Source organism: Streptomyces subrutilus (assembly GCF_001746425.1).
Lineage (GTDB): Bacteria > Actinomycetota > Actinomycetes > Streptomycetales > Streptomycetaceae > Streptomyces > Streptomyces subrutilus_A.
On the sequence record NZ_MEHK01000001.1, the window covers coordinates 1,997,263 to 2,021,480 of the forward strand.

A 24,218-nucleotide genomic window follows, 5' to 3' on the forward strand; every position below is an offset into this window, starting at 1 on the left:
CGGGCGGCTCGCCGGGTGATGGATGCCACGCGTAATCCGGAGGTGGCTGTCAGTGCCCGCCCGTAGCCTTGAACCCATGCACCAGTCAGTCATCCCCACAGGGCCCGCCCGCCCGTCCGCCGCGGAGGCGAACGAGGCGATACGGCACCTTGTCGAGAGCCGGGTGGACGGCGAGTGGCCCTCGGAGGCGTATGAGTTCCTGCTCACCGAGTGGGCCGCGGCCTCCCAGCCGGAGGTTTCCGCCGCCCCGTAGGCGCGGGGGCCGCAGGGCGCGCCGAGAGGTCGCGCCCGCAGCCCCACGCCCGCGGTCGCGGTCGCGGTCGCGTCAGTGCGCGCGCCGCCACGGCCCGGTGATGGCCAGCAGGATGCCCGGGTCCTGGATGTTGGCGTACAGCGTGCGCCCGTCCGGGGAGAAGCAGGCACCGGCGAACTCGGAGAACTCGGGCTCCTCGGCCGACCCGATGTTCAGTTCGTTGCGTGCCAGGGGGTAGGTGCGCCCCGACTCGGTCGCGCCGAACAGGTGCTGGAGGCCCGAACCGTCCTCCGCGATGACCAGCCCTCCGTACGGCGAGACGGTGATGTTGTCCGGCCCGTCGTAGCCGCCTCCCGCCGACGGATCCGCGTTGACCCCGATCAGGACGGTCAGCCGGATCGTGCGCCGCTTGGGGTTGTAGAACCACACCTGGCCGTCGTGCGCCGCACCCGGGCTCTCCCCACGGGCGTAGGAGGACACGAAGTACGCGCCGCCGTCGGCCCACCACATGCCCTCGAGCTTGCGCCCCCGCGTCACGACGCCGTCGGCGAACTGCTTGCGCACCGGCACGGTCCGCGCGTCGCGGTCGGGTACGTCCACCCAGTCGACCCCGTAGACGGTGCCGATCTTCGTGGCGCGCGAGAGGTCGTCGACGAACCGGCCCGAGCTGTCGATGCACTTGGCGGCCTGGAGCACGCCCGCGTCGGCCGCGAGCGTACGCAGCCGGCCGCGGCCGTGGTGGAAGCCGCGGGGCGGAGTCCAGCGGTAGAACAGCCCGTTGGGGCCGGAGGCGTCCTCGGTCAGGTAGGCGTGGCCCTGCCGCGGGTCGATGACCACGGCCTCGTGGTCGTACCGCCCGAAGGCCTTGACGGGCTTCGGGTCGCGGTTGGCGCGGCGGTCGTGGGGATCGACCTCGAAGACGTAGCCGTGGTCCTTGGTCATGCCGTTCTTGCCCGCGAGGTCGGAGTTCTCCTCGCAGGTGAGCCAGGTGTCCCAGGGGGTCGAGCCGCCCGCGCAGTTGGTCGACGTACCGGCGATGCCCACCCATTCGGCGACCTCGCCGCCGCGCCGGACCTCGACGACCGTGCACCCGCCCGCCGCGGCCGGGTCGTAGACGAAGCCCTCGGCGAGCGGAACGGGGCGGGTCCAGTTGCCCCGGGGGCCCTTGAGCTCGTGGTTGTTGACGAGGAGGGTGACGCCGCGGCGGCCCTCGAAGGCGGCGGTGCCGTCGTGGTTGGACGGGGTGCTCTCGCCCGACTCCAGGGTGGTGACCCCGCTGTGCGTGATCACGCGGTACGTGAAACCGGCGGGGAGGGCGAGGATGCCGGCCGGGTCGGGGAGGAGCGGGCCGTAGCCGGGCTCGCAGGGCCGTCCGTGCTCGTCGCGGGCCGTGCTGTCGTCGGCTGCCAGGGCGCCCGGGGCGGTGGCGAGTGCGCCGACCGTCCCGGTGAGCGCGACCCCCGCGCCGGCGATGACGGTACGGGCGGTGAAGTCTCTGCGGCTGAGCGGCATCGGGTCTCCAGGGGTGGCGAGTGGTGCGCCTGTCGTGCAGTCGTCGGCGCACACGCTCCCGCCCGCACGTGAACGGCGGCTGAACTACCCGGTAAGACGAACCGACCCCTTGCCCGGGGCAGGAATGGCCAACTCCGGGCCTGAGAATGACGCATTGTCGTTCCTCGGCCCCGGCTTCCCCGCCCGCCACCCGGACCCCCGGGCTTCGCTCCCGGCGACGCTCAGGACTGCCGCGCGACGCTCAGGACTGCCGCGAGCGCGCCTTGAACGCGGCCTTGCGGGCCTCCTTGGCCGCCTTCTTGTCCGGGTGCACCCGCCCCATCGCCTCCAGGACGGAGGCGGTCGACGGGTGTTCCACCCGCCACACCTGCTCGAAGAACCCGGTGTGATGGGCGGTCAGGGTCTCCATCAGCAGCGGCAGCTCCTCGGTCTCGCCGTCGGCGGCGAGCTGCGCCGCGATCGTGTCGACCGTCAGCCAGAAGACCATCGTCGCGTCCGGCGCCGGTACGTCGGCCACCCCGCGCTCGGCCAGCCAGACCCGGGCCAGTCCGCCCAGCTCCCCGTCGTCGAGCACCGCGCGGACCGCGGGCTCGGCCTCCGGGCCGGCCGGTGCGAGGGCCTGCTGGCAGCGCAGCCGGCGCAGCGGGCCGCCCTCGTCGTCACCGCGTGCGGCGGCCAGGAGTTCGGCGACGGCGGCGGGCACGTCGCGGCCCTCCAGCCAGGCCTCGATCTCGGCCTGGGCGGCGCTCTCGGGATAGTGGGAGACCGCGTCGAGCAGCGCGTCCGCGCCCTTGCCGGCCAGTTCGCCCACGGCGGGGGCCTCGACCCCGGCCTCCAGCAGCCGGGCGCGGATCCCGTACAGGCCGAGCGGGGTCAGGCGGACCATCCCGTAGCGGGAGACGTCCTCGTCGTCGGCGCCGGCGGCGATCTGCTCGTCGTCCGCCTCCGCCATCAGCTCCTCGTCGACGGGTTGGAACTCGACCAGACCGATGGGCTCCAGCTGCCGGAACTGGTCGTCGAGCCGCATCATCGCGTCCGAGACCTGCTCCAGCACGGCGTCGGTCGGCTCACCCATGTCGTCGGGCACCACCATGGAGGCGGCGAGCACGGGAAGCGGAACCGGCCGGTCCGCGGCCCCGCCCTCGGTGACGGTGAGCAGGTAGAGGTTGGCGAGGACCCCGTCGAGGAAGTCCGCCTCGCGCCGCGGGTTCCAGTCCAGCTGGTCGAAGTCGATGTCCCCGCCCGCGTCCAGCGCGTCGACGAGGTCGTCCAGGTCGGGCACGGCCGCGTCGGCCAGCACGGTGTCCAGAGCCGCCAGCCACAGGTCGAGTACGTCGCCGGGCGCCCCGCTGGTCACCAGCGCGAGCTCCTCACCGGGCGCGGCGGTGCCGAACTGCGCACCGCCCGTCCCGGCCACCGCGCCGCCCGTGGCACCGGCCACCGCGCCGCCCGTGGCACCGGCCTCCGCGCCGTCGACTGCCCTGGCCACCGCGCCGCCGGCGGCACCAGCCGCCGGACCGTCCTCCTCCGGCTCGGTCACGTCCACCAGGCCGGTGTCCACGGCCACCCGCCAGGCCTGGCTCGCGTACACCGCGCAGTCCGCGTCGGCCGCGTCGAGGCCGAGCGCCGCGGCGGCCTCGGGGAGCTGGTCGGCGACGAGTTCACCGCCGGTGTCGACGCGGGTGCCGGGACCGGCCCAGCGCGCCAGCCGTACCGCGCGGGCGAACAGCGGGGCGACGAGGGCGTCGCGGGCGAGCTCCGCATCGGAGTGCAGCCGTACCGGCGGCAGCGTGGAGTGCGGCTCAGCGGACATGGGGCGGTTCTCCTCGCGGATCGCGGACTCGGTGGAGCGGGGCGGGTGGCCGGCCAGGCCGGCTGGTCGAGCGGGGCGGAGCCGGACGGCATGGGGCGAGGCCCTCACGGCCGGTCGGTGCACCGCCCGGCCGGCCTGTCCGGCGCCCCAGCGTAGACGCATTTCGGGCGGCTCCGGCGGGCCATCCCCTTTGGTTCATCCCACAGTCAACTGTCGTATTCCCTGGAGCCCTTGACAACTTTGCTGGTCACACAGGAAATTGACGCGCGTAGATGTTTCGGGAGCCGCACACCCTCCCGCAGACCTCCTGCCGCAGTCCGTCCGTCCATCCCTGCCGTCTCCCTCATCCCACACCGGAGTTCCCGCCCATGCGCTCCTCGCATCCCCGCTCCGCCGCCGTCGCGGCCCTCGTCGCCACCGCCCTGGCAACCGGCCTGCTGGCGGGTTCCGCCGGCGCGGCCGAAGGCTCCGCGGCCGACGGTCCGGTACGCATTCACGACATCCAGGGCACCACCCGGATATCCCCCCTCGCCGGCAAGCAGGTCACCGACGTCGAGGGCATCGTGACGGGCGTGCGGACGTACGGTTCGCGCGGCTTCTGGATCCAGGACCCGGACGCCGACGACAACGAGGCCACCAGTGAGGGCGTGTTCGTCTTCACCAGCTCGGTCCCCACCGTCGCCGTGGGCGACGCCGTCAAGGTCTCCGGCCTGGTCGGCGAGTACGTCCCCGGCGGCACCGGCTCCGGCAACCAGTCGGTGACCCAGATATCCAAGCCGGTCGTGACGGTCGTCTCCGCGGGCAACGCCGTGCCCGAGGCCACCGCGATCAACGAGTACTCGGTACCCGCCGAGTACGCCCCGGCCGGCGACCCGGCCGCCGCCGGCAGCATCAACGGCCTGGCCCTGGAGCCCTCGCGCTACGCCCTGGACCACTACGAGTCCCTCGAGGGCATGAACGTCAAGATCGGCACCTCGCGCGTGGTCGGCGCCACCGACCCGTACTCCGCGCTGTGGGTCAGCGTGAAGGGCTGGGAGAACCCCACCAAGCGCGGCGGCACCCTCTACGGGTCCTACGAGTCCCAGAACACCGGCCGCCTCCAGATCCAGCAGCTCGCGCCCATCGCGCAGCAGCCCTTCCCGGTGGCCAACGTCGGCGACAAGCTGACGGGCACCACCGAGGGCCCGCTGGACTTCAACCAGTTCGGCGGATACACCCTGGTGGCGCGCGCCCTCGGCACCGTCAAGGCGGGCACCATCGCCCCCGAGAAGACCAAGGCGCAGGCCGACCACGAGCTCGCGGTGGCCACGTACAACGTCGAGAACCTCGACCCGACCGACCCGCAGGAGAAGTTCGACGCCCTCGCCAAGGCGGTCGTCGAGAACCTGGCCTCCCCCGACATCCTCGCCCTGGAGGAGATCCAGGACGACAACGGCGCCAAGAACGACGGCACCGTCTCCGCCGAGCAGACGCTGACGAAGTTCGCGGCGGCGATCACGGCCGCGGGCGGCCCGGCCTACCAGTGGCGGACCGTCAACCCGGAGGACAAGAAGGACGGCGGCGAGCCCGGCGGCAACATCCGCCAGGTGTTCCTCTTCAACCCGGCGCGGGTCTCGTTCACCGAGCGCGCCCCGGGTGACGCGGTGACGGCGACCGGCGTGGTCAAGGAGAACGGCAAGGCCGCCCTGACCCACTCCCCCGGCCGCATCGACCCGGCGAACCCGGCGTGGGCCGACAGCCGCAAGCCCCTGGCGGGCGAGTTCACCTTCCGCGGCAAGACCGTCTTCGTGATCGCCAACCACTTCGGCTCCAAGGGCGGTGACGAGAGCCTGACCTCGCACCACCAGCCGCCGGTGCGCTCCTCGGAGGCCAAGCGGCTGCTCCAGGCGCAGGCCGTGAACGGCTTCGTCAAGGAGATCCTCGCGGCGGACAAGAACGCCAACGTGCTGGTCCTCGGCGACATCAACGACTTCGAGTTCTCGGCGACGACGGACGCGCTGGCGGACGGCGGGGCCCTGTACCCGGCCATCAAGTCGCTGCCGAAGTCGGAGCGCTACTCGTACGTCTTCCAGGGCAACGCCCAGGTGCTGGACCAGATCCTGACCAGCCCGGCGATCAAGAAGTACACGTACGACAGCGTGCACATCAACGCGGAGTTCGCGGCCCAGAACAGCGACCACGACCCGCAGGTGCTGCGCTTCAAGCCGTAGCCCCCACGACCGCGGAGGGCCCGGACGCCGTCCCGTCCGGGCCCTCCGCCACGCTCCTGCCATACGGGCGGCCGGGGTTCGCGCGCGGTCACGAGGGCTTCAGACCGCGCCCCGAGCCGTAGGGGGCCGTTGCCGGACAAGTGGGGGACTTTCGGCCCTGGCGTGACGCTCGACACATCACTACCGAATCGAGCGCCCGTGGTGTTGAGTGTCCACACGCCCGATCTTGTACCGCTCTGTACCCCACCCCCGGAGGACCGCGTGTTCCCCTCCATCACCCTCGCCCAGGAAATCGGCCTCGCCGTCCTGTTCGTGGCCGCCCTCGTCTGGGTGGCCGGCCTCGGCCACATGCTGTGGGACAGCCGCTTCCACCACCCGGAGCCGGCCCCCTTCGAGGGCCTCCCGGTGATCCCGGCCCAGCGCGGCGCGGCCTCGCACCCGATGGAGTCGGTGGAGCTGACCGAGGCGGAGCAGCAGGCCTTCGCGGGCCTGATCCGCACGTTCCCGCCGCGCTGACCACGACCGCGACCGCGCCACGACGCCCTCCATCCCCCGGCCGGGGGATGGAGGGCGTCGTGGCGTACCGGCCCGCTGCGGGTCAGTTGTGGCTGTGCAGGACCTCGTTCAGGCCGCCCCAGGCCGCCTTGTACGGGCGGGCCTCGACGGCGCCGGTGACCGAGTTGCGGCGGAAGAGGATGTTGTTGGCGCCGGAGAGCTCCAGGGCCTTGACGATCTGGCCGTCCGGGAGGGTGACGCGGGTGCCCGCGGTCACGTAGAGGCCGGCCTCGACGACGCACTCGTCGCCGAGCGCGATGCCCACGCCCGCCTCGGCGCCGATCAGGGTGCGCTCGCCGATCGAGATGATCTGCTTGCCGCCGCCCGAGAGGGTGCCCATCGTGGAGGCGCCGCCGCCGATGTCGGAGCCGTCGCCGACCACGACGCCCGCGGAGATGCGGCCCTCGACCATGGAGGTGCCCAGGGTGCCGGCGTTGAAGTTGACGAAGCCCTCGTGCATGACGGTGGTGCCCTCGGCGAGGTGCGCGCCGAGGCGGACGCGGTCCGCGTCGGCGATGCGCACGCCCTTGGGGGCGACGTAGTCCGTCATCCGCGGGAACTTGTCGATCGAGGTGACCTGGAGGTGCAGGCCCTCGGCGCGGGCGTTGAGGCGGACGGTCTCGACCTGGTCGACGGCGACCGGGCCCAGCGAGGTCCAGGCCACGTTGGCCAGCAGGCCGAAGACCCCGTCGAGGTTCTGGCCGTGCGGCTTGACCAGGCGGTGGCTGAGCAGGTGCAGGCGCAGGTACGCGTCGTGCGCGTCCAGCGGCTTGTCCTCCAGGGAGGAGATCACCGTACGGACGGCCACGACCTCGACGCCGCGGACCGCGTCCTGGCGGATCGCCTTCGCCGCGGCGGCGCCCAGCTGCTCCACGGCCTGGTCGGCCGTGAGGCGCTCGGTGCCGGCCGGGCCGGGGTCGGCGACCAGCTCGGGGGCGGGGAACCAGGTGTCGAGGACGGTGCCGTCAGCGGTGATGGTGGCAAGTCCGGCGGCGACGGCGCCGGTGGTACGCGTAGCAGTCATGCCAGAAACCTAACCGGCGACCGCCCGAGGTCGCGAACCGGTCTCATGTGCCGGTCGCACCGCGTGTCGGCCCGCGTCGGGACCCGCGTCTCCACCCGCCCGTCCGCCCCCGTCCCGCCCCGCCTCCGCGCCCCCCCCCCGCCCCGCCCGCCGGCCCGCCCACAGCACCGCCCCGCCCGCCCCCGCCGCGAGCACCGCGCACAGCGGCCACAGCAGGTCCGGGGCGGCCGCGTACAGGGCCCCGCCCAGCGGCCCGGCGAGCACCACCCCGCTGACGGAGACGCCCGCGTACAGACTCTGGAACCGGCCGACTGCGTGCTCGGGGGCCTCGTCCGCCACGTACGCGGTGGCCGTGGACTTGTAGAGGATCTCCCCGAGGGTGAGGAGCACCATCATCGCGACGGCGGACGCGGCCCCCACGCCGAGCATCAGCAGCGCGTAGCCGCCGCCCACCAGCACCAGCCCGGTGCCGACGAGGTGCAGCGGGGAGCGCCGGCGCAGGGCGAGGGCGGCGGGGACCTCCAGGAGCAGGATGACGCCGCCGTTGATCGCGATGAGGAGTCCGTACGCGCGGGTGTCCAGGCCGTGGTCGGCGAGGGAGACGGGGAAGGTCGTGTAGTGCTGCCGGTAGACGACGTCCGCGACGGCGATGGCGCCGAGCAGGACGAGCACGGCGGGCCGCGCGCGCAGCTCCCGCCACAGCCCTCCGCGGCCCCGACCCCCGTCCGGGGCCGCGGAGGGGACTGCCGCCGTCCCGGCCGGGACGACCCGGGCGGTCCAGAGGGCGAGGAAGAGCGTGCCGAGGCCTTCCGCGACGAAGAGCCAGTCGTACGAGAGCCCGGTGGCGACCAGGGCGCCGAGCGGAGTGCCCAGCGTGAAGCCGCCGTTGGACAGGCTGCGGATGACGGCGAAGGCCTGCCGCCGGGATCCGTCGGGCACGGTGACGGCGACCAGCGCGGAGTTGGCGGCCCGGACCACGCCCGAGGCGTACTGGGCGGCCGGCAGGGCCGCGTACAGCAGGGCGGTGGACAGCGTCGGGAGCGTCATCAGGACGAGTCCGCCCAGGGTGGAGGCGGCGAGCAGCACCCTGCGGTGGCCGAAGCGGTCTCCGTACCAGCCGCCGGTGAAGTTGCCGGCGACCAGTCCGACTCCGCCGATCCCGACGACCAGTCCCGCCTGCGCGGCCCCGAGTCCGCGGGGCCCCGTCAGCCAGACGAAGACGAAGATGAACGTGCAGCTGACGACCGCGTTGACGAAGACCCCCGCGGCCAGCAGCCACACCGTCCTCGGTACGTCCTTGAACCCTTCCGGCACCCCGTGTCCCCCGCTTCCCGCCCGAGTCAGTTCCTTTTGGGAACGGACTATGTCAGCATGACAGCCTTGGGTCAACGGACAAAGGAGTGCCCATGGCCCAGCGCACGCCCCTCGGCGACGCGGACTGCTCCATCGCCCAGGCCCTCGATGTGGTGGGCGACTGGTGGACGCTGCTGATCGTCCGCGACACCGCGCGCGGCCTGCACCGCTTCGACGAGCTCCAGCGCGAGCTGGGGATGTCCCGCAAGGTGCTGGCCGAGCGGCTGAAGCTGCTGGTCGAGGCCGGGGTGCTGACGCGCGAGCCGTACCAGGAGCGTCCGGTGCGGCACGAGTACCGGCTGACCCCGCGCGGACGGGGGCTGCTGCCGGTACTGGTGGCCCTCCAGGACTGGGGGGACAGCTGGATCCTGGGAGAGGGAGGGATGACGGCGACGACCGCCGAGGCCTCGCGGGAGGCGGAACGGGTCCACGCGCTGCGCGGCACCCGGCTGCCGGAGCTGCTGCTGCCGGACCGTTTCGGCGAGCTGCGCGACCCGGTGGCGGACACCGCCTCCACGGTCCTGTACTGCTTCCCGGGCGCGTACGCCCGAGCCGAGTCCTATCCGCCCGGCTGGGCCGGGATCCCGGGCGCCAGGGGCTGCACCTTCGAATCGTGCACCTACCGCGACCAGCTCGCGGAGTTCACCGCGGCCGGCGCCGCCGTGCACGGGGTGTCGACCCAGCGGCCGGACGAGCAGCGGGAGTTCGCCGAGCAGGAGAGGCTCCGCTTCCCGCTCCTCTCGGACGCGGAACTCGCCCTGACGGCCGCGCTGCGGCTGCCGACGTTCCGCGCGGCGGGCGTGACCCGGCTCAAGCGGCTGACCCTGGTGCTCGACCGGGACCGCACGGTGCGCGAGGTGTTCTACCCGGTCCAGGACATCGAGGCGAGCGTCCGGGCCGCCCTGATCGCGGCCCGCGCCGTCGGCGGCGAAGCCGGGACAGCCGCGTCAGCCGCGTCAGCCGGAACAACCTAGGCCGGCCGCAGCACCCGCCCCAGGACCTGGCGCGCGTACGGTTCGTCGTACGGCGCGTCCGTCAGCAGGACCTGGAGGGTCATGCCGTCCATCACCGCGACCAGCGCGCGGGCCGTGGCCGGATCCGTGCGCGGGGTCAGGGCCGCCGCCATGGCCTCGCACCACTCGGCCGCCACCGCCCGCAGGGCCGGGCGCCGCAGGGCCGCGAGGTAGAGCTCGTACTCCAGCTCCACCCGCGCCCGGTCGCCCGCCAGGAGCTCCCCCAGCAGACGGGCCAGGGCGGTCGCGAGGTCCGTCTCCGGATCGGCCAGCGCGGGCGAGTCCGCCACCGCCCGCGCCAACCCCTCGTTGGCCTGCCGCAGGGCCGCCACCAGCAGGTCGTCCAGGGTCTTGAAGTGGTAGGTGGTCGACCCGAGCGGTACGTCGGCCTCCGCGGCGGCGCTGCGGTGGCTCAGGCCCGCGATGCCCTTGGCTCCCACCACCCGGATCGCCGCGTCGATGATCCGCTGCCGCCGCTCGGGGTCGTACCGGCGCACGCCGGGGGCCATCAGTGCGCACCGCCGAGATTGAGCAGCACCACGCCGGCGATCACCAGCGCGATCCCGGCGATCTTCGCGGCGGTGGCCGCCTCCCCCAGGAACACCATCCCGATGGCGGCGATCGCGGCGGTCCCCACGCCGGCCCAGATCGCGTACGCCGTGCCCACCGACATCGACTTCAGGGTCTGCGCGAGCAGGGTGAAGGCGATGGCGTAGCCCAGCAGCGTGCCCAGCGAGGGCCACAGCCTGGTGAAGCCGTCGCTGTACTTCATGGCGGTGGTGCCGGCGACCTCGGCGGCGATGGCCGCGGCAAGCAGTACATAGGGCATGCGTACAACAGTACACATCGATGCGTACGACCGTACGCATCGAGCCCCCGCCTTGGCCCCCGACGGTTCGGCGCCCTGCTCCACACAGCGCTGCCCGGACAGCACCGAGGGCCCCCGGCACGACCGTGCCGGGGGCCCTCACAGGGGAGCGGTCAGACGTTGAAGCCGAGCGCGCGCAGCTGCTCGCGGCCGTCGTCCGTGATCTTGTCCGGGCCCCACGGCGGCATCCACACCCAGTTGATGCGCAGTTCGTTGACGATGCCGTCCGTCGCCGACCTCGCCTGGTCCTCGATGACGTCCGTCAGCGGGCAGGCCGCCGAGGTCAGCGTCATGTCGAGGGTGGCGATGTTCGCGTCGTCGATGTGGATGCCGTAGATCAGGCCCAGGTTGACGACGTCGATGCCCAGCTCGGGGTCGACCACGTCGTAGAGGGCCTCGCGGACCTCTTCCTCGGTGGCCGGCTTGGTCGACGCCTCGGGCGTCGCGTTCTCGGTCATGCCGACTTCCTCTCCGCGTCGCCCAGTGCCTGGGCCGTCGCGTCCTTCCAGGCCATCCAGCTCAGCAGAGCACATTTCACACGCGCCGGATACTTGGAGACGCCGACGAACGCGACCGCGTCCTCCAGCACCTCCTCCATCTCCTCGGTCGGCTCCAGCTTGCCCTTGGACTGCATCAGCTCCAGGAACACGCCCTGGATCTTCTGCGCCTCGGCCAGCTGCTTGCCGACGAGCAGCTCGTTCAGTACGGACGCGCTGGCCTGGCTGATGGAGCAGCCCTGGCCCTCGTACGAGACGTCGGTGAGCGTCTCGCCGTCGTACTTCACGCGCAGCGTGATCTCGTCTCCGCACGTCGGGTTGACGTGGTGCACCTCGGCATCGCCGTCGCGCAGGCCACGCCCGTGCGGGTGCTTGTAGTGGTCCAGGATCAGTTCCTGGTACATCGAATCCAGCTTCACAGCGTCCTCGTCCTCGTCGCCCTGGCTCAGCCGAAGAAGTTCCGTACGTGCTCCAGCCCGTCGACCAGCGCGTCGACGTCGGCCGGAGAGGAGTACAGGTAGAAAGACGCCCGGGTGGTCGCCGGAATTCCGTACCGCAGGCAGACCGGGCGCGCGCAGTGGTGTCCCACGCGGACCGCGATGCCCTGTTCGTCCAGCACCTGGCCGACGTCGTGCGGGTGGATGTCGCCGAGCACGAAGGAGATCGCAGCGCCGCGGTCCTCGGCCGTGGTGGGGCCGATGATCCGCAGGTCGGGCACCTCGGCGAGGCGCTTGAGCGCGTACTCGGTGATCACGTGCTCGTGCGCGGCGATCTTGTCCATGCCGATCGCGGTCAGGTAGTCCACGGCCGCGCCGAGGCCGACGGCCTGGGCGATCGGGGGCGTACCGGCCTCGAACTTGTGCGGCGCCGGGGCGTAGGTCGAGGCGTGCATCGACACGGTCTCGATCATCTCGCCGCCGCCGAGGAACGGCGGCAGGTCCTCGAGCAGCTCCTGGCGGCCCCAGAGCACGCCGATGCCGGTCGGGCCGCACATCTTGTGACCGGTGAAGGCCACGAAGTCGGCGCCGAGCTCCTGGACGTCCAGGGGCATGTGCGGAGCGGCCTGGGAGGCGTCGATCAGCACCAGCGCGCCGACGTCCTGGGCGCGCCGGACGATCGCCTCGACCGGGTTGACGGTGCCCATGATGTTGGAGACCAGCGTGAAGGAGACGATCTTCGTCTTCTCCGTGATGACCTCTTCGATGTTGGACAGGTCGAGCCGGCCGTCGTCGGTGAGGCCGAACCACTTCAGCTTCGCACCGGTGCGCTGCGAGAGCAGCTGCCACGGCACGATGTTGGAGTGGTGCTCCATCTCCGTGATGGCGATCTCGGTGTCGCGGTCGACCCGGTAGGGCTCGTCCGCCCAGCCGAGCATGTTCGCGACCAGGTTGAGCGACTCCGAGGCGTTCTTGGTGAAGATCACCTCGTCGCGGCTCGGGGCGTTGATGAAGGTGGCGACCTTGTCGCGGGCACCCTCGTACAGCGCCGTGGCCTCCTCGGCGAGCACGTGCACGCCGCGGTGGACGTTGGCGTTGTGCTGCTCGTAGTACTCGTTCAGCGCGTCGAGCACCTGGCGCGGCTTCTGCGAAGTCGCCGCGTTGTCCAGGTAAACGATCTTCTTCCCGTCGTGGACCACACGATCCAGCAGGGGGAAGTCCTTGCGGATCGCCTCGCCAAGCAGATGAGACCCGGTGAGGAGGCCAGGCAGCTGTGTCACGCGGTCGCGCCACCCTTCACGTACTTGTCGTAGCCCTCGGCCTCCAGCTGGTCGGCGAGCTCGGCGCCGCCGGACTCGGCGATGCGGCCGTTCGCGAACACGTGCACGAAGTCGGGCTTGATGTAGCGCAGGATGCGCGTGTAGTGCGTGATCAGCAGGGTGCCGACCTCGCCGCCCTCGCGGACGCGGTTGACGCCCTCGGAGACGACCCGCAGGGCGTCGACGTCGAGGCCGGAGTCGGTCTCGTCGAGGATCGCGATCTTCGGCTTGAGGAGCTCCAGCTGGAGGATCTCGTGGCGCTTCTTCTCACCGCCGGAGAAGCCCTCGTTGACGTTGCGCTCGGCGAAGGCCGGGTCCATCTGGAGCTGCTCCATCGCGGCCTTGACCTCCTTCACCCAGGTGCGCAGCTTGGGGGCCTCGCCGCGGATGGCGGTGGCGGAGGTGCGCAGGAAGTTGGAGACCGAGACGCCGGGGACCTCGACCGGGTACTGCATGGCGAGGAAGACGCCGGCGCGGGCGCGCTCGTCGACGGACATCTCCAGGACGTCCTCGCCGTCGAGGGTCACGGTGCCACTGGTGATGGTGTACTTCGGGTGACCGGCCAGCGAGTACGCCAGCGTGGACTTCCCGGAGCCGTTCGGACCCATGATGGCGTGCGTCTCACCCTGCTTGACGGTGAGGTCGACGCCCTTGAGGATCTCGCGGGCGCCGTTCTCGGCCTCGACGGAGACGTGCAGGTCGTGGATTTCAAGCGTTGCCATGGATACCTCAGGACTCCTGGGTGAGGGAGACGAGCACATCGTCCCCTTCGATCTTTACGGGATATACGGGGACGGGTCGCGTCGCGGGCAGACCGGAGGGCTTGCCGGTGCGCAGGTCGAAGGCCGACCCGTGCAGCCAGCACTCGATCATGCAGTCCTCGACCTCGCCTTCCGAGAGGGAGACGTTCGCGTGCGAGCAGATGTCGTTGATCGCGAACACCTCGCCCTCGGTGGAGACGATGGACACCGGCGTGCCGTCGAGTTCCACCCGCTTGGGGGTGTTCTCCTCCAGCTCGCTCAGCGCGCAGGCCTTGACGTAATTCATCAGACGGAACCCTGGAGCTCGGTCTCGATCTTGGAGATCAGACGTTCCTCGATGTCCGGGACACCGATCTGCTGGACGAGCTCGGTGAAGAAGCCGCGCACGACCAGGCGGCGGGCCTCGTCGGCCGGGATGCCGCGGGCCTGCAGGTAGAAGAGCTGCTCGTCGTCGAAGCGGCCGGTCGCGGAGGCGTGGCCGGCGCCGACGATCTCGCCGGTCTCGATCTCCAGGTTCGGCACCGAGTCGACCCGCGCGCCGTCCGTGAGGACGAGGTTGCGGTTCATCTCGTAGGTGTCGGTGCCCTCGGCGGTCTTCTCGATGAGCACGTCGCCGATCCAGACGGCGTGGGCGTCCTGGCCCTGGAGCGCGCCCTTGTAGACCACGTTCGACTTGCAGTGCGGGGCGTCGTGCGTGACCAGCAGGCGGTGCTCCTGGTGCTGGCCGGCGTCCGTGAAGTACAGGCCGAGCATCTCGGACTCGCCGCCGGGGCCCGCGTAGCGGACGCGCGGGTGCAGGCGGACCAGGTCGCCGCCGAAGGTGACGACCACGGACCGGAAGCCGGCGTCGCGTCCGATCAGGGCGTTGTGCTGCGAGGCGTGGACCGCGGTGTCGTCCCAGTCCTGGACGGACACGAAGGTCACCTTGGCGCCGTCGCCGACGAGGATGTCGAGGTTGGCGGCGCGCACGCCGTCACCGGTGTGGTCGACCACGATGATCGCCTCGGCGAACGGCTTGATGTCGAAGACGGTGTGCCCGAAGGTCGTACCGCCCTCGCCGTGCAGCGCGACGCGGATCGGCTCGGCGAGCACGATCTCCTTGGGCACGGTGACGACCGTGGCCTTGGCGAACGAGGAGAAGGCCTGGGCGGCGACGCGGTCGACGGGGACGCCGGCCTTGCCGATCCGCTCGTCGCCGCGCTCGACGGACTCGACCGTGACGCCCTCGGGGGCGTCGATCTGGGCCTTCATGGTGCCGTTGGCGACCGCGGTGCCGTCGTGCAGGCCCTTGAGGCGGGCGAGCGGGGTGAACCGCCACTCCTCCTCGCGGCCGTTCGGCACGGGGAAGTCGGCCACGTCGAAGGACGGGGGCGCGCTCATCCGGGTGGCGACGGTGGACTCGGCGGCCACCGCGATCGCGCCGGCGGTGGTGGAGCCCGCCGGGATGTTCTGAGGCTCAGCCATGGCTGTCGTCTTGCTCTCTTCCTACGTCAAAGAATGTGCTGCGGTCGGGACGGCGGCGGTCAGCCCACCGACCCCTCCATCTGCAGCTCGATCAGCCGATTGAGCTCCAGCGCGTACTCCATGGGCAGCTCCTTGGCGATCGGCTCGACGAAGCCGCGCACGATCATGGCCATGGCCTCGAACTCCGTCAGACCGCGGGCCATCAGGTAGAAGAGCTGGTCGTCGGAGACCTTGGAGACGGTCGCCTCGTGGCCCATCGTCACGTCGTCCTCGCGGACGTCCACGTAGGGGTACGTGTCCGAGCGGGAGATGGTGTCGACGAGCAGGGCGTCGCAGAGCACGTTGGACTTGGAGCCGTGCGCACCCTCGCCGATCTCGACGAGACCGCGGTAGGAGGTCCGGCCGCCGCCGCGCGCCACCGACTTGGAGACGATGTTCGAGGAGGTGTTCGGCGCCATGTGGACCATCTTGGAGCCGGCGTCCTGGTGCTGGCCCTCGCCCGCGAAGGCGATCGACAGGGTCTCGCCCTTGGCGTGCTCGCCCATCAGGTAGACGGCCGGGTACTTCATGGTGACCTTGGAACCGATGTTGCCGTCGATCCACTCCATGGTCGCGCCCTCGTACGCCACGGCGCGCTTGGTGACCAGGTTGTAGACGTTGTTCGACCAGTTCTGGATCGTCGTGTAGCGGCAGCGGCCGCCCTTCTTCACGATGATCTCGACGACGGCGCTGTGCAGCGAGTCCGAGGAGTAGATCGGGGCGGTGCAACCCTCGACGTAGTGGACGTAGGCGTCCTCGTCGACGATGATCAGCGTCCGCTCGAACTGGCCCATGTTCTCCGTGTTGATGCGGAAGTAGGCCTGGAGCGGGATGTCCACGTGGACACCCTTGGGGACGTAGATGAACGAGCCGCCGGACCACACGGAGGTGTTCAGCGAGGCGAACTTGTTGTCGCCGACCGGGATGACCGTGCCGAAGTACTCCTGGAAGAGCTCCGGGTGCTCCTTGAGCGCGGTGTCCGTGTCGAGGAAGATGACGCCCTGCTCCTCCAGGTCCTCGCGGATCTGGTGGTAGACGACCTCGGACTCGTACTGGGCGGCGACACCGGCGACGAGGCGCTGCTTCTCCGCCTCCGGGATGCCGAGCTTGTCGTACGTGTTCTTGATGTCCTCGGGCAGGTCCTCCCAGGAAGCGGCCTGCTTCTCGGTGGAGCGCACGAAGTACTTGATGTTGTCGAAGTCGATGCCCGAGAGGTCGGAACCCCAGTTCGGCATGGGCTTGCGGTCGAACAGCTTGAGGCCCTTGAGGCGGAGGTTCAGCATCCACTCCGGCTCGGACTTCTTCGCCGAGATGTCGCGGACGACCTCCTCGGACAGACCCCGCTTGGCGGCGGCGCCGGCCGCGTCGGAGTCGGCCCAGCCGTATTCGTAGGTGCCCAGGCCATCGAGCTCAGGGTGAGCAGTCTCCGTGGTCATGCGGGGTTCCTCCCGGCCGTACTTGCAGATACTGATGTGTCGGTCTGTGTGGCGCTCGCGCTGCGCGGAATGAACGTCGTGCACACTCCGTCGCCGTGGGCGATCGTCGCGAGGCGCTGCACATGCGTCCCGAGCAGGCGGGAGAAGACCTCGGTCTCCGCCTCGCAGAGCTGCGGGAACTGCTCGGCTACATGGGCGACCGGGCAGTGGTGCTGGCAGAGCTGTTCACCGCTGTGCGGACCGGGAGCGCTCTTGGCCGTAGCAGCGTACCCGTCTGCGGTCAATGCCCTCGCAAGGGCCTCCGCACGGCCTTCCGGGGCCACCGCCTCGACGGCTTCCCGGTAGGCCTGCGCCTGCGTTTCCATCCGCGCCCGGGCGAAAGCGGCGACGGCCGCCTCGCCCTGCTTCCCGCCACCGACGGACTGCGCGATCCAGCGCAGGGCGTCCGCGGCGAGCGTGTCGTAGGACTGGTCGAAGGCGTCGCGCCCGCAGTCGGTGAGGGCGAAGACCTTGGCGGGCCGCCCCCGGGTCCGAGCGCCGTACACGCGCTGCTCACGGGCTTCGACCACGTCGTCGGCGACGAGGGTGTCAAGGTGGCGGCGGACGGCGGCCTGGGTGAGGCCGAGGCGCTGGGCGAGGTCGGCGACGGTGGACGGGCCGTGGTCCAGGATGGACCGCGCCACCCGGTTGCGGGTGGACCGCTCCCCGGTCGCGAGCTCCCCCTGGGGGGCCTCGTTCTGCCGTTCGCCGTTTTTCACAACGCCATTGTTGCGTAATTAACCGAGCGCGGACAAGCCGTGATGGAGGCCACCCCTGGTGGCCTCCATCACTAAGGGTCACCTAATTTATCCACGGAGAGTAATTCGGAGGGGAACACTCCGGGTTCTCCGCAGGCGCCTCCGTTGAACGAGTGCACCGCTCCCACCAGCAATTCCCCGCCCACGACGGTGCCGGGACCGAGAACATCGGATTCCGGAAAAGATCACTGAACGACGCTGGGCCATCCAGGATCGCCGCGATGAAAAACAGCCGTGTTCGCACCGCGGTGTTTCCGACGGCCACGTAACGGCCACGGCCGTAGAGGGCGAATATGGGGCGCCGGAGGTCACGCGCGAGCGGGCCCGTCACCCCTGACCCCGGGCCCCGGGACCCCTCCCCCGGCTCCGTAGACTCACCCCCCATGAGCAACGACCCCGCCGTGGAGATCCGCGGACTGGTGAAAAGGTACGGCGCCAAGCGCGCGGTGGACGGCCTGGACCTCACCGTCCCCAGGGCCTCGGTCACCGCCGTGCTCGGACCCAACGGCGCGGGCAAGACGACCACGGTGGAAACCTGCGAGGGCTACCGCCGCCCCGACGCCGGAACCGTCCGCGTCCTCGGCTTCGACCCCGTCGCCCAGGCCGGGGCGCTGCGCCCGCGGATCGGCGTGATGCTCCAGTCCGGAGGCGTCTACTCCGGAGCCCGGGCCGTCGAGATGCTCCAGCACATGGCCAAGCTCTACGCCCACCCGCTCGAGGTCGGCCCCCTGGTCGAACGCCTCGGCCTCGGCGGCTGCGGCCGCACCGCCTACCGCCGGCTCTCCGGCGGCCAGCAGCAGCGCCTCGCCCTCGCCATGGCCGTGGTGGGCCGCCCCGAGCTGGTCTTCCTCGACGAGCCCACCGCCGGCCTGGACCCGCAGGCCCGCCGCGCGACCTGGGACCTCGTACGGGAACTGCGCGCCGACGGGGTCACCGTGGTCCTCACCACCCACCACATGGACGAGGCCGAGCAGCTCGCGGACGAGGTCGCCATCGTGGACGCGGGGCGGGTCATCGCCCACGGCAGCCCCGACCTGCTGTGCCGGGGCGGCGCCGAGAACACCCTGCGCTTCACCGGCCGCCCCTCCCTCGACCTCGCCTCCCTGCTGAAGGCGCTGCCCGACGGCACCCGGGCCGCCGAGCTCACCCCCGGCGTCTACCGGGTCACCGGCGACGTCCACCCGCAGCTGCTCGCCACCGTCGCCTCCTGGTGCGCGCAGCACGGCGTCATGCCGGACAGCCTCTCCGTGGAGCGGCACACCCTGGAGGACGTCTTCCTGGAGCTGACCGGTAAGGAGCTGCGCGGATGAGCGCCGGCACGTTCACCCCCCGCCCGGGCGCGGCGCCCGTCTCCCGCATGATCCTCGCGCAGACCGCGCTGGAGACCCGGATGCTGCTGCGCAACGGGGAGCAGCTGCTGCTGACCGTGATCATCCCGGCGCTGCTGCTGACCCTCTTCTCCACCGTGGACATCGTCGAGACGGGCTCCGAGAAGTCCGTGGACTTCCTCGCCCCCGGCATCCTGGCCCTCGCCGTCCTGTCCACCGCCTTCACCGGCCAGGCCATCGCCACCGGCTTCGACCGCCGCTACGGGGTCCTCAAGCGGCTCGGCGCCTCCCCCCTCCCGCGCTGGGCCCTGATGGCCGCCAAGACCCTGTCCGTGCTGGTCACCGAGGTGCTCCAGATCGCCCTGCTGACGGCGATCGCCTTCGCGCTGGGCTGGTCCCCGCACGGGAACCCGCTGTCGGCGGCCGCGCTGATCCTGCTCGGCACCGCCGCGTTCTCCGGGCTCGGCCTGCTGATGGCCGGCACCCTCAAGGCCGAGATGACCCTGGCCGCCGCCAACCTGGTGTTCCTGCTGCTGCTGGTCGGCGGCGGGGTGATCGTGCCGCTGGACAAGTTCCCGGACGCCGTCCAGTCGGTCCTGGGCCTGCTCCCCATCGCGGCCCTGTCCGACGGCCTGCGCGAGGTGCTCCAGCACGGAGGCGCGCTCCCGTGGGGCGACGCGGCCGTGCTGGCGGCCTGGGCCGTCGCGGGCCTGGGGGCCGCCGCACGGTGGTTCCGCTGGGAGTGAATCCCTTCCCCTCCCGACGGCGTTCCCGGGAGGATGGACGCCTCCACACATGAAGCCGGGGGGCGGACATGGTGCAGCGGGAGGCCGTTCTACGGCTGGACGAGCAGTGGGCGCGGGTGCGGTCGGGGGCGGCGCACCTGGAGCCCCGGGAGCGCGAGCGGCTTCTCGAGGAGCTGATCGGAGCCCTGCGCACCCACCCGGACGACCCCGAGTGCGCCGCCCTGCTGGGCCTGCGCCTCTCCGACCGGGCCACGCTGCGCTTCGCCGAAGGGGACCGCGCCCGCGCCCTCGCGCTGATCGAGGAGGGGCTGCGCAGCTCCGAGCGCGCGGCGCCGTACGCGCCCGAGTTCGCCCGCTGGTACGCCCGCGGGCTGATCAACCACGGGGTGTGGCTGGCCTGGCCGCTGAGCGACGCGAACCGGCTGCCGAGGCATCCGCTGGGCCCGGCCGCCGAGGAGGGGCCCACCGCCATGGAGCGGGCGGCCGGGGAGCGGGCCCGTGACCTGACCCGGGCGGCGGTCGGGGTCTGGGCGGGCCTGGACCAGCGGGACCCGGTCAACCGCCGCGGCCTGGCCCAGGCGAAGGTGTTCCTCGGGGACCGGCTCGCGGAGCTCGGGACCGCCGAGGATGCGGTGGCCTGGGCGGTGGACGCCGAGTCGGATTTCCGGCAGCTGCTGCTCGCGGACCACGGCTCGGAGGAGTCCGCACAGGCCGAGGAGGCCCTGGACCACATCGGCCACCAGCTGGAACTGCGCCTGCGGTTCCTGTCCTTCGACTCCCTGGCGGGCCTGCGCGCACAGGGCCTGCTGCCCGAACGGCTGCTGCCCCAAGCCGTGGTGGCCGCCCGCGTGCAGGGCGCGCCGGAGGCCGGGATCGCGGCCCGGCTGGGCCTGGAGGCCGACCAGGTGCGCACGATGCTGGAGGTCACGCCCTGGCGCGCGGTGTGGCGCGTCGAGGTGCGGGGTCCTGACGGACTGTGGAACGTACTCGCCCATCCCTGGCACAGCGCAACAGAAGCGAGGAACAGGACAGCAGCGGACATAGGGGCTGAATTGGTACGGGGGTTCGAGGCCTCGGCGGACCACCCCGGCCCCGGCGTCCCCTGGCGCATCCACGTGTGGTGGCACGAGGAGGGGGATCCGGCGGGCGCCCGGTTCCGGCTGGCCGCCGGCCTCGACGCACCACCCGCCACCCCCTCGTGAAACTTTGCACAAGGCTCCGCCTACGATAGGGGCCGTGTTGAACCCATTCGCCTTCATCGCCAGTCGCTGGACTCCGTCACCCCGGATCGTCCGGCGCGCCGCGCTCGCCGCGCTCGTCATGAGCGTGGCCATCGTCGTCACCGGCGGCGCTGTGCGGCTCACCGGCTCCGGACTCGGCTGCGACACCTGGCCCAAGTGCACGGACGACAGTCTGATCGCGACCCAGGCGCAGGGCTTCCACGGCGCCATCGAGTTCGGCAACCGGATGCTGACGTACGTGCTCTCCGGGGCCGTCGGCTGGTACATCCTCGCGGCCCGCTCGGCCAAGCCCTGGCGGCGTTCGCTGACCCGGCTCGGCTGGACCCAGTTCGTCATCGTGCTGGCCAACGCCGTACTCGGCGGGATCACCGTCATGACGGGCCTCAACCCGTACAGCGTGGCCGGGCACTTCCTGCTCGCCACCTCGCTGATCGCGGTCACCACCATCAGCGTGCAGCGCGTCGCCGAGGGCGACACCACCCCGCGCCCCCGCGTGCCCGGCCCGGTCCGCAAGCTGTCGTGGGCCCTGATCGCGACGACCCTCGTGCTGATCGCGGCGGGCACCGTCGTCACCGGTTCCGGCCCGCACGCGGGCGACAGCAGCGAGATCCGGCGCATGCCCTTCGACTGGGCGGCCACCGCCCACGTGCACGCGATCGCCGCCTGGGTGGTGTGCGCGCTGGCCGTGGCGATGTGGCTGGTGCTGCGCGTGGTCGACGCCCCCGCCGACACCCGGGCGCGCGCCCGCGACCTGCTGATCGTGCTCCTGGCGCAGGGCGGCATCGGCTACGTGCAGTTCTTCACCGAGCTGCCCGAGGTGCTCGTCGCCGCCCACATGCTCGGCTCCTGCCTGGTGTGGATCGCGGTGCTCCGGGTCGCGCTGAGCCTGCGCGAGCGGCCGGCGGCGGCGCAGGCGGGGATCCCGGCCCAGGGCGACCCGCAGCTCTCCTCCGTCTGACCGGGGGGATTCACCCCCGCTCGTCCAGCCGGTAGACGCGGCGGGCATTGCCCGCCGCGACCATCGCGGCCACCCGGCCCGCGTCCTGCCAGGACCAGGCCCCGTCGGCCACCCAGCCGCCCAGCACCCGGCCCAGCGCCTCCCGGAAGACGAGGGCGCCGACCGCGTGCAGCTCGGGCAGCCGCCGCCCGCCGCTGGAGAACAGCAGCTTGCCGAACGGCGCCAGCTCCAGCAGTTCGGCCAGGACCGCCGCGGCCCGCGCCCCGGTCTGCCCGAGGGCCGCGCCGGCGTCCGCGTAGACGTGCGGGAAGGCCGCGGCCAGGTGCGCCGTCTGCCGGTGGTACGGATATCCGCCGAGCAGCACCAGCCGGGTGCCCAGACCCGCGGTGGCCCGTACGAACCCGGCCAGCGGCGCCGGGTCCTCCGCTCCGGTGTGCAGCTGCAGCGGCAGCCCGGAGGCGACCGCGCTCCACACCAGGTGCCGCAGCAGTACGGGGTCGCGCACGGTCCCGCCCCTGGCCCGCCGCTCCAACCACCGCCCGGCGGCCCCGCGCACCTCGCCCGGATCGGGCGGCTGCGGCGCGTGGGCCAGGACGGACGGGTGCCCGGCGGCCGCGCCGCAGGTGAAGGCCACGGCCCCGGTGGCGGCGTGGTGCACGGCCCCGGCGAGATTGGCGAGGAAGGCGGCCACGGTCCCGGAGGTGTCGGCGACCTGCTCGGCCAGCGGCTCCAGCCGGACCGTCTCGAAGGCCTCGGCGTCCCCCGCGAGGGCCAGCTCCTTGGCGCCGGTCACGTCCCCGGCCGCGCCGGTGTCGACCACGTACGCGGCGACTCCGGAGCCCCGCAGCAGCAGCCGCGCGGACTCGGCCGCGCCCAGCTCGCGCCGGCGGGCCAGATAGCGGACGGGGGCGGCGTACGGCTCCAGCCCGAGCAGCGGCGGACACCAGCGGCGCACCGCGAAGCCGGTCTGCGTGTCGAAGAAGGTGGTGCCCGCGGCGGGCGGGCCGGCCGAGCGGATCAGCTGGGCCTCGAAGGTGCCCAGGCCCAGCTCCGTACGGAGAGCTCCGTGGCAGTACTGGTCCACCAGGGGCGGCGTTTCGATCATCCGGGCATCCCGTTGCGGACGTGAGGAAGGGGCTTCCACACGTCCTAACGGGTGAGCGGGGTGTGAGGTGTTGCTCGCGCTGTTGACCGAGCGGCCACCTGGCGGCCCCCGGACGAGGTCGGGGGGAGTCAGGCCGCCGGGTTCGCGGGCCCGCCGAGCTGGATTCCGGCCATCCGCGTCCACTCGTAGGGGCCCGTGCGCACGCGCGCCGCGAACTCCCCGTCGAACTCCTCGTGGAGGGTCAGTCCGGCCTTCTCGACGGCCAGCTGCGCCACCGGGTAGGCCGGGGCCACCAGGTCGCCCCACTCGCCGTCCTTGCCGACGAGCACGATCCGGGTGCCGGCCTGGCCGATGTGGGCGAGGTGGCCCTCGGCGCCGCCGTGCTGCCTGGCGAACGCGCCGATCTGCTTGGCGAGCCTGGCCGCCGTACGGTCCTGCTTCTTGTCCGCGGTCGCTGCGGTGGTGTCTGCGGTGTCTGCCATGGACGGCATGCTACCGGTGGGTAATCAGCGGAGGAAGGGATCCACGGCCACCGCCACGAACAGCAGCGACACATAGGTGATCGACCAGTGGAACAGGCGCATCTCCTTGAGCTTCGCGCCCGTCATCCCGGCCTTGGCCCGCGCGTGCAGCGCGTGCGCCTCCCACAGCCACCAGCCGCCCGAGACCAGCGCGACCGCCGTGTAGAACCACCCGGTGTACCCCAGCGGGGTGAGCAGGAGCGAGACCGCCACCATCACCCAGCTGTAGAGGACGATCTGACGGGCGACGGCCCTGTTGCCCGCCACGACGGGGAGCATCGGCACGCCGACACGCGCGTAGTCGTCCTTCACCTTCATCGACAGCGGCCAGTAGTGCGGCGGCGTCCAGAAGAAGATGACCAGGAAGAGGATGACCGCGGCCCAGGAGACCTCGTTCTTGACGGCGGACCAGCCGATGAGCACCGGCATGCAGCCCGCGATGCCGCCCCAGACGATGTTCTGGGCGGTGCGCCGCTTCAGCAGCATCGTGTAGACCACGACGTAGAAGAGGAGCGCGCCGAGCGCGAGGGCGGCCGACAGCCAGTTGACCAGCAGGCCGAAGAAGAGGGTGGAGACCACTGCCAGGGTGATGCCGAAGACCAGGCACTCGCGCGGGCTGACCATGCCGGTCACCAGCGGGCGCTGGGAGGTCCGGTCCATCAGCGCGTCGATGTCGCGGTCGATGTACATGTTCAGCGCGTTGGCGCCGCCCGCGGACAGGTAGCCGCCGAAGCAGGTCGCGAGGACCAGCCACAGCGAGGGCACGCCCTGCTCCGCGAGGAACATGACCGGCACTGTGGTGATCAGCAGAAGTTCGATGATCCGCGGCTTGGTCAATGCCACGAAAGCCATGGCCCGGGCCCCGAACGGCCGGTGACCGGTGCTCGTCGCGAGCACCCCCGCTGGACGGGATTCGACGGCCGTCACGCACACCCCTGAGAGAGAAACCAGCAAGCACCACAAGGGCT

At 71.8% G+C, this 24,218-nt stretch carries 25 protein-coding genes; 8 read left to right on the forward strand and 17 right to left on the reverse strand.

Annotation, left to right across the window (positions count from 1 at the left end; all coding sequences use genetic code 11):
* The first annotated feature begins 76 nt into the window (after positions 1-76).
* On the forward strand, positions 77-253 hold the full coding sequence (locus tag BGK67_RS38795; protein WP_167739562.1) for a hypothetical protein: 177 nt from the start codon (positions 77-79) through the stop codon (positions 251-253).
* A gap of 72 nt (positions 254-325) precedes the next feature.
* On the opposite strand, the gene BGK67_RS10030 is transcribed toward BGK67_RS38795, so the two are convergent.
* Positions 326-1,765 (reverse strand): alkaline phosphatase PhoX, encoded by a 1,440-nt coding sequence (locus BGK67_RS10030; protein ID WP_069919747.1) that lies wholly within the window; start codon positions 1,763-1,765, stop codon positions 326-328.
* A 241-nt stretch (positions 1,766-2,006) separates the two neighbouring features.
* The gene (locus BGK67_RS10035; RefSeq protein WP_069919748.1) at positions 2,007-3,578 is read right to left on the reverse strand and encodes a hypothetical protein; all 1,572 of its coding nucleotides are present in this window, start codon (positions 3,576-3,578) and stop codon (positions 2,007-2,009) included.
* 368 nt (positions 3,579-3,946) lie between these two features.
* Between BGK67_RS10035 and BGK67_RS10040 the strand changes: the two genes are divergently transcribed.
* Positions 3,947-5,788, forward strand: a complete 1,842-nt coding sequence (locus BGK67_RS10040) for an endonuclease/exonuclease/phosphatase family protein (protein WP_069919749.1) — start codon at positions 3,947-3,949, stop codon at positions 5,786-5,788.
* A 261-nt stretch (positions 5,789-6,049) separates the two neighbouring features.
* Positions 6,050-6,304, forward strand: a complete 255-nt coding sequence (locus tag BGK67_RS10045) for a hypothetical protein (RefSeq protein WP_069919750.1) — start codon at positions 6,050-6,052, stop codon at positions 6,302-6,304.
* 82 nt (positions 6,305-6,386) lie between these two features.
* Here BGK67_RS10045 and dapD read toward each other — a convergent pair whose 3' ends face one another.
* Complete coding sequence (gene dapD / locus BGK67_RS10050; protein WP_069919751.1) at positions 6,387-7,367, reverse strand: 2,3,4,5-tetrahydropyridine-2,6-dicarboxylate N-succinyltransferase; 981 nt, start codon at positions 7,365-7,367, stop codon at positions 6,387-6,389.
* 9 nt (positions 7,368-7,376) lie between these two features.
* On the reverse strand, positions 7,377-8,681 hold the full coding sequence (locus tag BGK67_RS10055) for an MFS transporter (RefSeq protein WP_069919752.1): 1,305 nt from the start codon (positions 8,679-8,681) through the stop codon (positions 7,377-7,379).
* A gap of 92 nt (positions 8,682-8,773) precedes the next feature.
* Between BGK67_RS10055 and BGK67_RS10060 the strand changes: the two genes are divergently transcribed.
* The gene (locus BGK67_RS10060; protein WP_069919753.1) at positions 8,774-9,694 is read left to right on the forward strand and encodes a winged helix-turn-helix transcriptional regulator; all 921 of its coding nucleotides are present in this window, start codon (positions 8,774-8,776) and stop codon (positions 9,692-9,694) included.
* Here the strand turns inward: BGK67_RS10060 and BGK67_RS10065 are convergent.
* From BGK67_RS10065 to BGK67_RS10110, 10 genes are all read right to left on the reverse strand, one after another.
* Entirely contained in the window at positions 9,691-10,242 is a 552-nt protein-coding gene (locus BGK67_RS10065) for a TetR/AcrR family transcriptional regulator (RefSeq protein WP_069919754.1), read from the reverse strand. The genes BGK67_RS10060 and BGK67_RS10065 overlap by 4 nt on opposite strands.
* Complete coding sequence (locus tag BGK67_RS10070; RefSeq protein WP_069919755.1) at positions 10,242-10,562, reverse strand: DMT family transporter; 321 nt, start codon at positions 10,560-10,562, stop codon at positions 10,242-10,244. The genes BGK67_RS10065 and BGK67_RS10070 overlap by 1 nt, the downstream gene beginning before the upstream one ends.
* Before the next feature lie 152 nt (positions 10,563-10,714).
* Positions 10,715-11,059, reverse strand: a complete 345-nt coding sequence (locus BGK67_RS10075; protein ID WP_069919756.1) for a metal-sulfur cluster assembly factor — start codon at positions 11,057-11,059, stop codon at positions 10,715-10,717.
* Positions 11,056-11,517, reverse strand: a complete 462-nt coding sequence (gene sufU / locus BGK67_RS10080; protein WP_069919757.1) for a Fe-S cluster assembly sulfur transfer protein SufU — start codon at positions 11,515-11,517, stop codon at positions 11,056-11,058. The genes BGK67_RS10075 and sufU overlap by 4 nt, the downstream gene beginning before the upstream one ends.
* Positions 11,518-11,543: 26 nt before the next feature.
* Positions 11,544-12,815, reverse strand: coding sequence for a cysteine desulfurase (locus BGK67_RS10085; protein WP_069919758.1), 1,272 nt, complete (start codon positions 12,813-12,815; stop codon positions 11,544-11,546).
* Positions 12,812-13,576: a Fe-S cluster assembly ATPase SufC gene (gene sufC / locus BGK67_RS10090; RefSeq protein ID WP_069919759.1), complete on the reverse strand. Its 765-nt coding sequence runs from the start codon at positions 13,574-13,576 to the stop codon at positions 12,812-12,814. The genes BGK67_RS10085 and sufC overlap by 4 nt, the downstream gene beginning before the upstream one ends.
* 7 nt (positions 13,577-13,583) lie before the next feature.
* The gene (locus BGK67_RS10095) at positions 13,584-13,901 is read right to left on the reverse strand and encodes a bifunctional 3-phenylpropionate/cinnamic acid dioxygenase ferredoxin subunit (protein ID WP_030009135.1); all 318 of its coding nucleotides are present in this window, start codon (positions 13,899-13,901) and stop codon (positions 13,584-13,586) included.
* Entirely contained in the window at positions 13,901-15,079 is a 1,179-nt protein-coding gene (gene sufD / locus BGK67_RS10100) for a Fe-S cluster assembly protein SufD (RefSeq protein WP_069919760.1), read from the reverse strand. Before sufD ends, BGK67_RS10095 begins: the two co-directional genes overlap by 1 nt.
* A gap of 59 nt (positions 15,080-15,138) precedes the next feature.
* Complete coding sequence (gene sufB, locus BGK67_RS10105; protein WP_069919761.1) at positions 15,139-16,554, reverse strand: Fe-S cluster assembly protein SufB; 1,416 nt, start codon at positions 16,552-16,554, stop codon at positions 15,139-15,141.
* Entirely contained in the window at positions 16,551-17,312 is a 762-nt protein-coding gene (locus tag BGK67_RS10110) for a helix-turn-helix transcriptional regulator (protein ID WP_069919762.1), read from the reverse strand. The genes sufB and BGK67_RS10110 overlap by 4 nt, the downstream gene beginning before the upstream one ends.
* A 422-nt stretch (positions 17,313-17,734) precedes the next feature.
* On the opposite strand from BGK67_RS10110, the gene BGK67_RS10115 reads away from it, so the two are divergent.
* From BGK67_RS10115 to BGK67_RS10130, 4 genes are all read left to right on the forward strand, one after another.
* On the forward strand, positions 17,735-18,661 hold the full coding sequence (locus tag BGK67_RS10115; RefSeq protein WP_069919763.1) for an ABC transporter ATP-binding protein: 927 nt from the start codon (positions 17,735-17,737) through the stop codon (positions 18,659-18,661).
* Positions 18,658-19,425, forward strand: a complete 768-nt coding sequence (locus BGK67_RS10120; RefSeq protein ID WP_069919764.1) for an ABC transporter permease — start codon at positions 18,658-18,660, stop codon at positions 19,423-19,425. Before BGK67_RS10115 ends, BGK67_RS10120 begins: the two co-directional genes overlap by 4 nt.
* Positions 19,426-19,493: 68 nt before the next feature.
* A complete protein-coding gene (locus BGK67_RS10125; protein WP_079154110.1) occupies positions 19,494-20,627 on the forward strand; it encodes a hypothetical protein in 1,134 nt (377 codons plus the stop codon).
* 4 nt (positions 20,628-20,631) lie between these two features.
* Complete coding sequence (locus BGK67_RS10130) at positions 20,632-21,624, forward strand: COX15/CtaA family protein (protein WP_208948676.1); 993 nt, start codon at positions 20,632-20,634, stop codon at positions 21,622-21,624.
* A 10-nt stretch (positions 21,625-21,634) separates the two neighbouring features.
* On the opposite strand, the gene BGK67_RS10135 is transcribed toward BGK67_RS10130, so the two are convergent.
* The 3 genes from BGK67_RS10135 to BGK67_RS10145 form a co-directional block, all read right to left on the reverse strand.
* Positions 21,635-22,729 carry an amidohydrolase family protein gene (locus BGK67_RS10135; RefSeq protein WP_069919765.1) on the reverse strand — a complete coding sequence of 365 codons (1,095 nt, stop codon included), beginning with the start codon at positions 22,727-22,729 and terminating at the stop codon, positions 21,635-21,637.
* A 128-nt stretch (positions 22,730-22,857) separates the two neighbouring features.
* Complete coding sequence (locus BGK67_RS10140) at positions 22,858-23,211, reverse strand: hypothetical protein (protein ID WP_069923759.1); 354 nt, start codon at positions 23,209-23,211, stop codon at positions 22,858-22,860.
* A 24-nt stretch (positions 23,212-23,235) separates the two neighbouring features.
* Positions 23,236-24,177, reverse strand: a complete 942-nt coding sequence (locus BGK67_RS10145; protein ID WP_069919766.1) for a heme o synthase — start codon at positions 24,175-24,177, stop codon at positions 23,236-23,238.
* Positions 24,178-24,218 lie beyond the last annotated feature (41 nt).

What these genes read in the sequence shown, in the direction of transcription:
- BGK67_RS38795 (WP_167739562.1), top strand. Translation starts at nt 77, where the DNA reads ATGCACCAGTCAGTCATCCCCACAGGGCCCGCCCGCCCGTCCGCCGCG.
- BGK67_RS10030 (WP_069919747.1), bottom strand. Translation starts at nt 1,765, where the DNA reads ATGCCGCTCAGCCGCAGAGACTTCACCGCCCGTACCGTCATCGCCGGC.
- BGK67_RS10035 (WP_069919748.1), bottom strand. Translation starts at nt 3,578, where the DNA reads ATGTCCGCTGAGCCGCACTCCACGCTGCCGCCGGTACGGCTGCACTCC.
- BGK67_RS10040 (WP_069919749.1), top strand. Translation starts at nt 3,947, where the DNA reads ATGCGCTCCTCGCATCCCCGCTCCGCCGCCGTCGCGGCCCTCGTCGCC.
- dapD (WP_069919751.1), bottom strand. Translation starts at nt 7,367, where the DNA reads ATGACTGCTACGCGTACCACCGGCGCCGTCGCCGCCGGACTTGCCACC.
- BGK67_RS10060 (WP_069919753.1), top strand. Translation starts at nt 8,774, where the DNA reads ATGGCCCAGCGCACGCCCCTCGGCGACGCGGACTGCTCCATCGCCCAG.
- BGK67_RS10065 (WP_069919754.1), bottom strand. Translation starts at nt 10,242, where the DNA reads ATGGCCCCCGGCGTGCGCCGGTACGACCCCGAGCGGCGGCAGCGGATC.
- BGK67_RS10070 (WP_069919755.1), bottom strand. Translation starts at nt 10,562, where the DNA reads ATGCCCTATGTACTGCTTGCCGCGGCCATCGCCGCCGAGGTCGCCGGC.
- BGK67_RS10075 (WP_069919756.1), bottom strand. Translation starts at nt 11,059, where the DNA reads ATGACCGAGAACGCGACGCCCGAGGCGTCGACCAAGCCGGCCACCGAG.
- sufC (WP_069919759.1), bottom strand. Translation starts at nt 13,576, where the DNA reads ATGGCAACGCTTGAAATCCACGACCTGCACGTCTCCGTCGAGGCCGAG.
- BGK67_RS10095 (WP_030009135.1), bottom strand. Translation starts at nt 13,901, where the DNA reads ATGAATTACGTCAAGGCCTGCGCGCTGAGCGAGCTGGAGGAGAACACC.
- sufD (WP_069919760.1), bottom strand. Translation starts at nt 15,079, where the DNA reads ATGGCTGAGCCTCAGAACATCCCGGCGGGCTCCACCACCGCCGGCGCG.
- sufB (WP_069919761.1), bottom strand. Translation starts at nt 16,554, where the DNA reads ATGACCACGGAGACTGCTCACCCTGAGCTCGATGGCCTGGGCACCTAC.
- BGK67_RS10115 (WP_069919763.1), top strand. Translation starts at nt 17,735, where the DNA reads ATGAGCAACGACCCCGCCGTGGAGATCCGCGGACTGGTGAAAAGGTAC.
- BGK67_RS10120 (WP_069919764.1), top strand. Translation starts at nt 18,658, where the DNA reads ATGAGCGCCGGCACGTTCACCCCCCGCCCGGGCGCGGCGCCCGTCTCC.
- BGK67_RS10125 (WP_079154110.1), top strand. Translation starts at nt 19,494, where the DNA reads ATGGTGCAGCGGGAGGCCGTTCTACGGCTGGACGAGCAGTGGGCGCGG.
- BGK67_RS10135 (WP_069919765.1), bottom strand. Translation starts at nt 22,729, where the DNA reads ATGATCGAAACGCCGCCCCTGGTGGACCAGTACTGCCACGGAGCTCTC.
- BGK67_RS10140 (WP_069923759.1), bottom strand. Translation starts at nt 23,211, where the DNA reads ATGGCAGACACCGCAGACACCACCGCAGCGACCGCGGACAAGAAGCAG.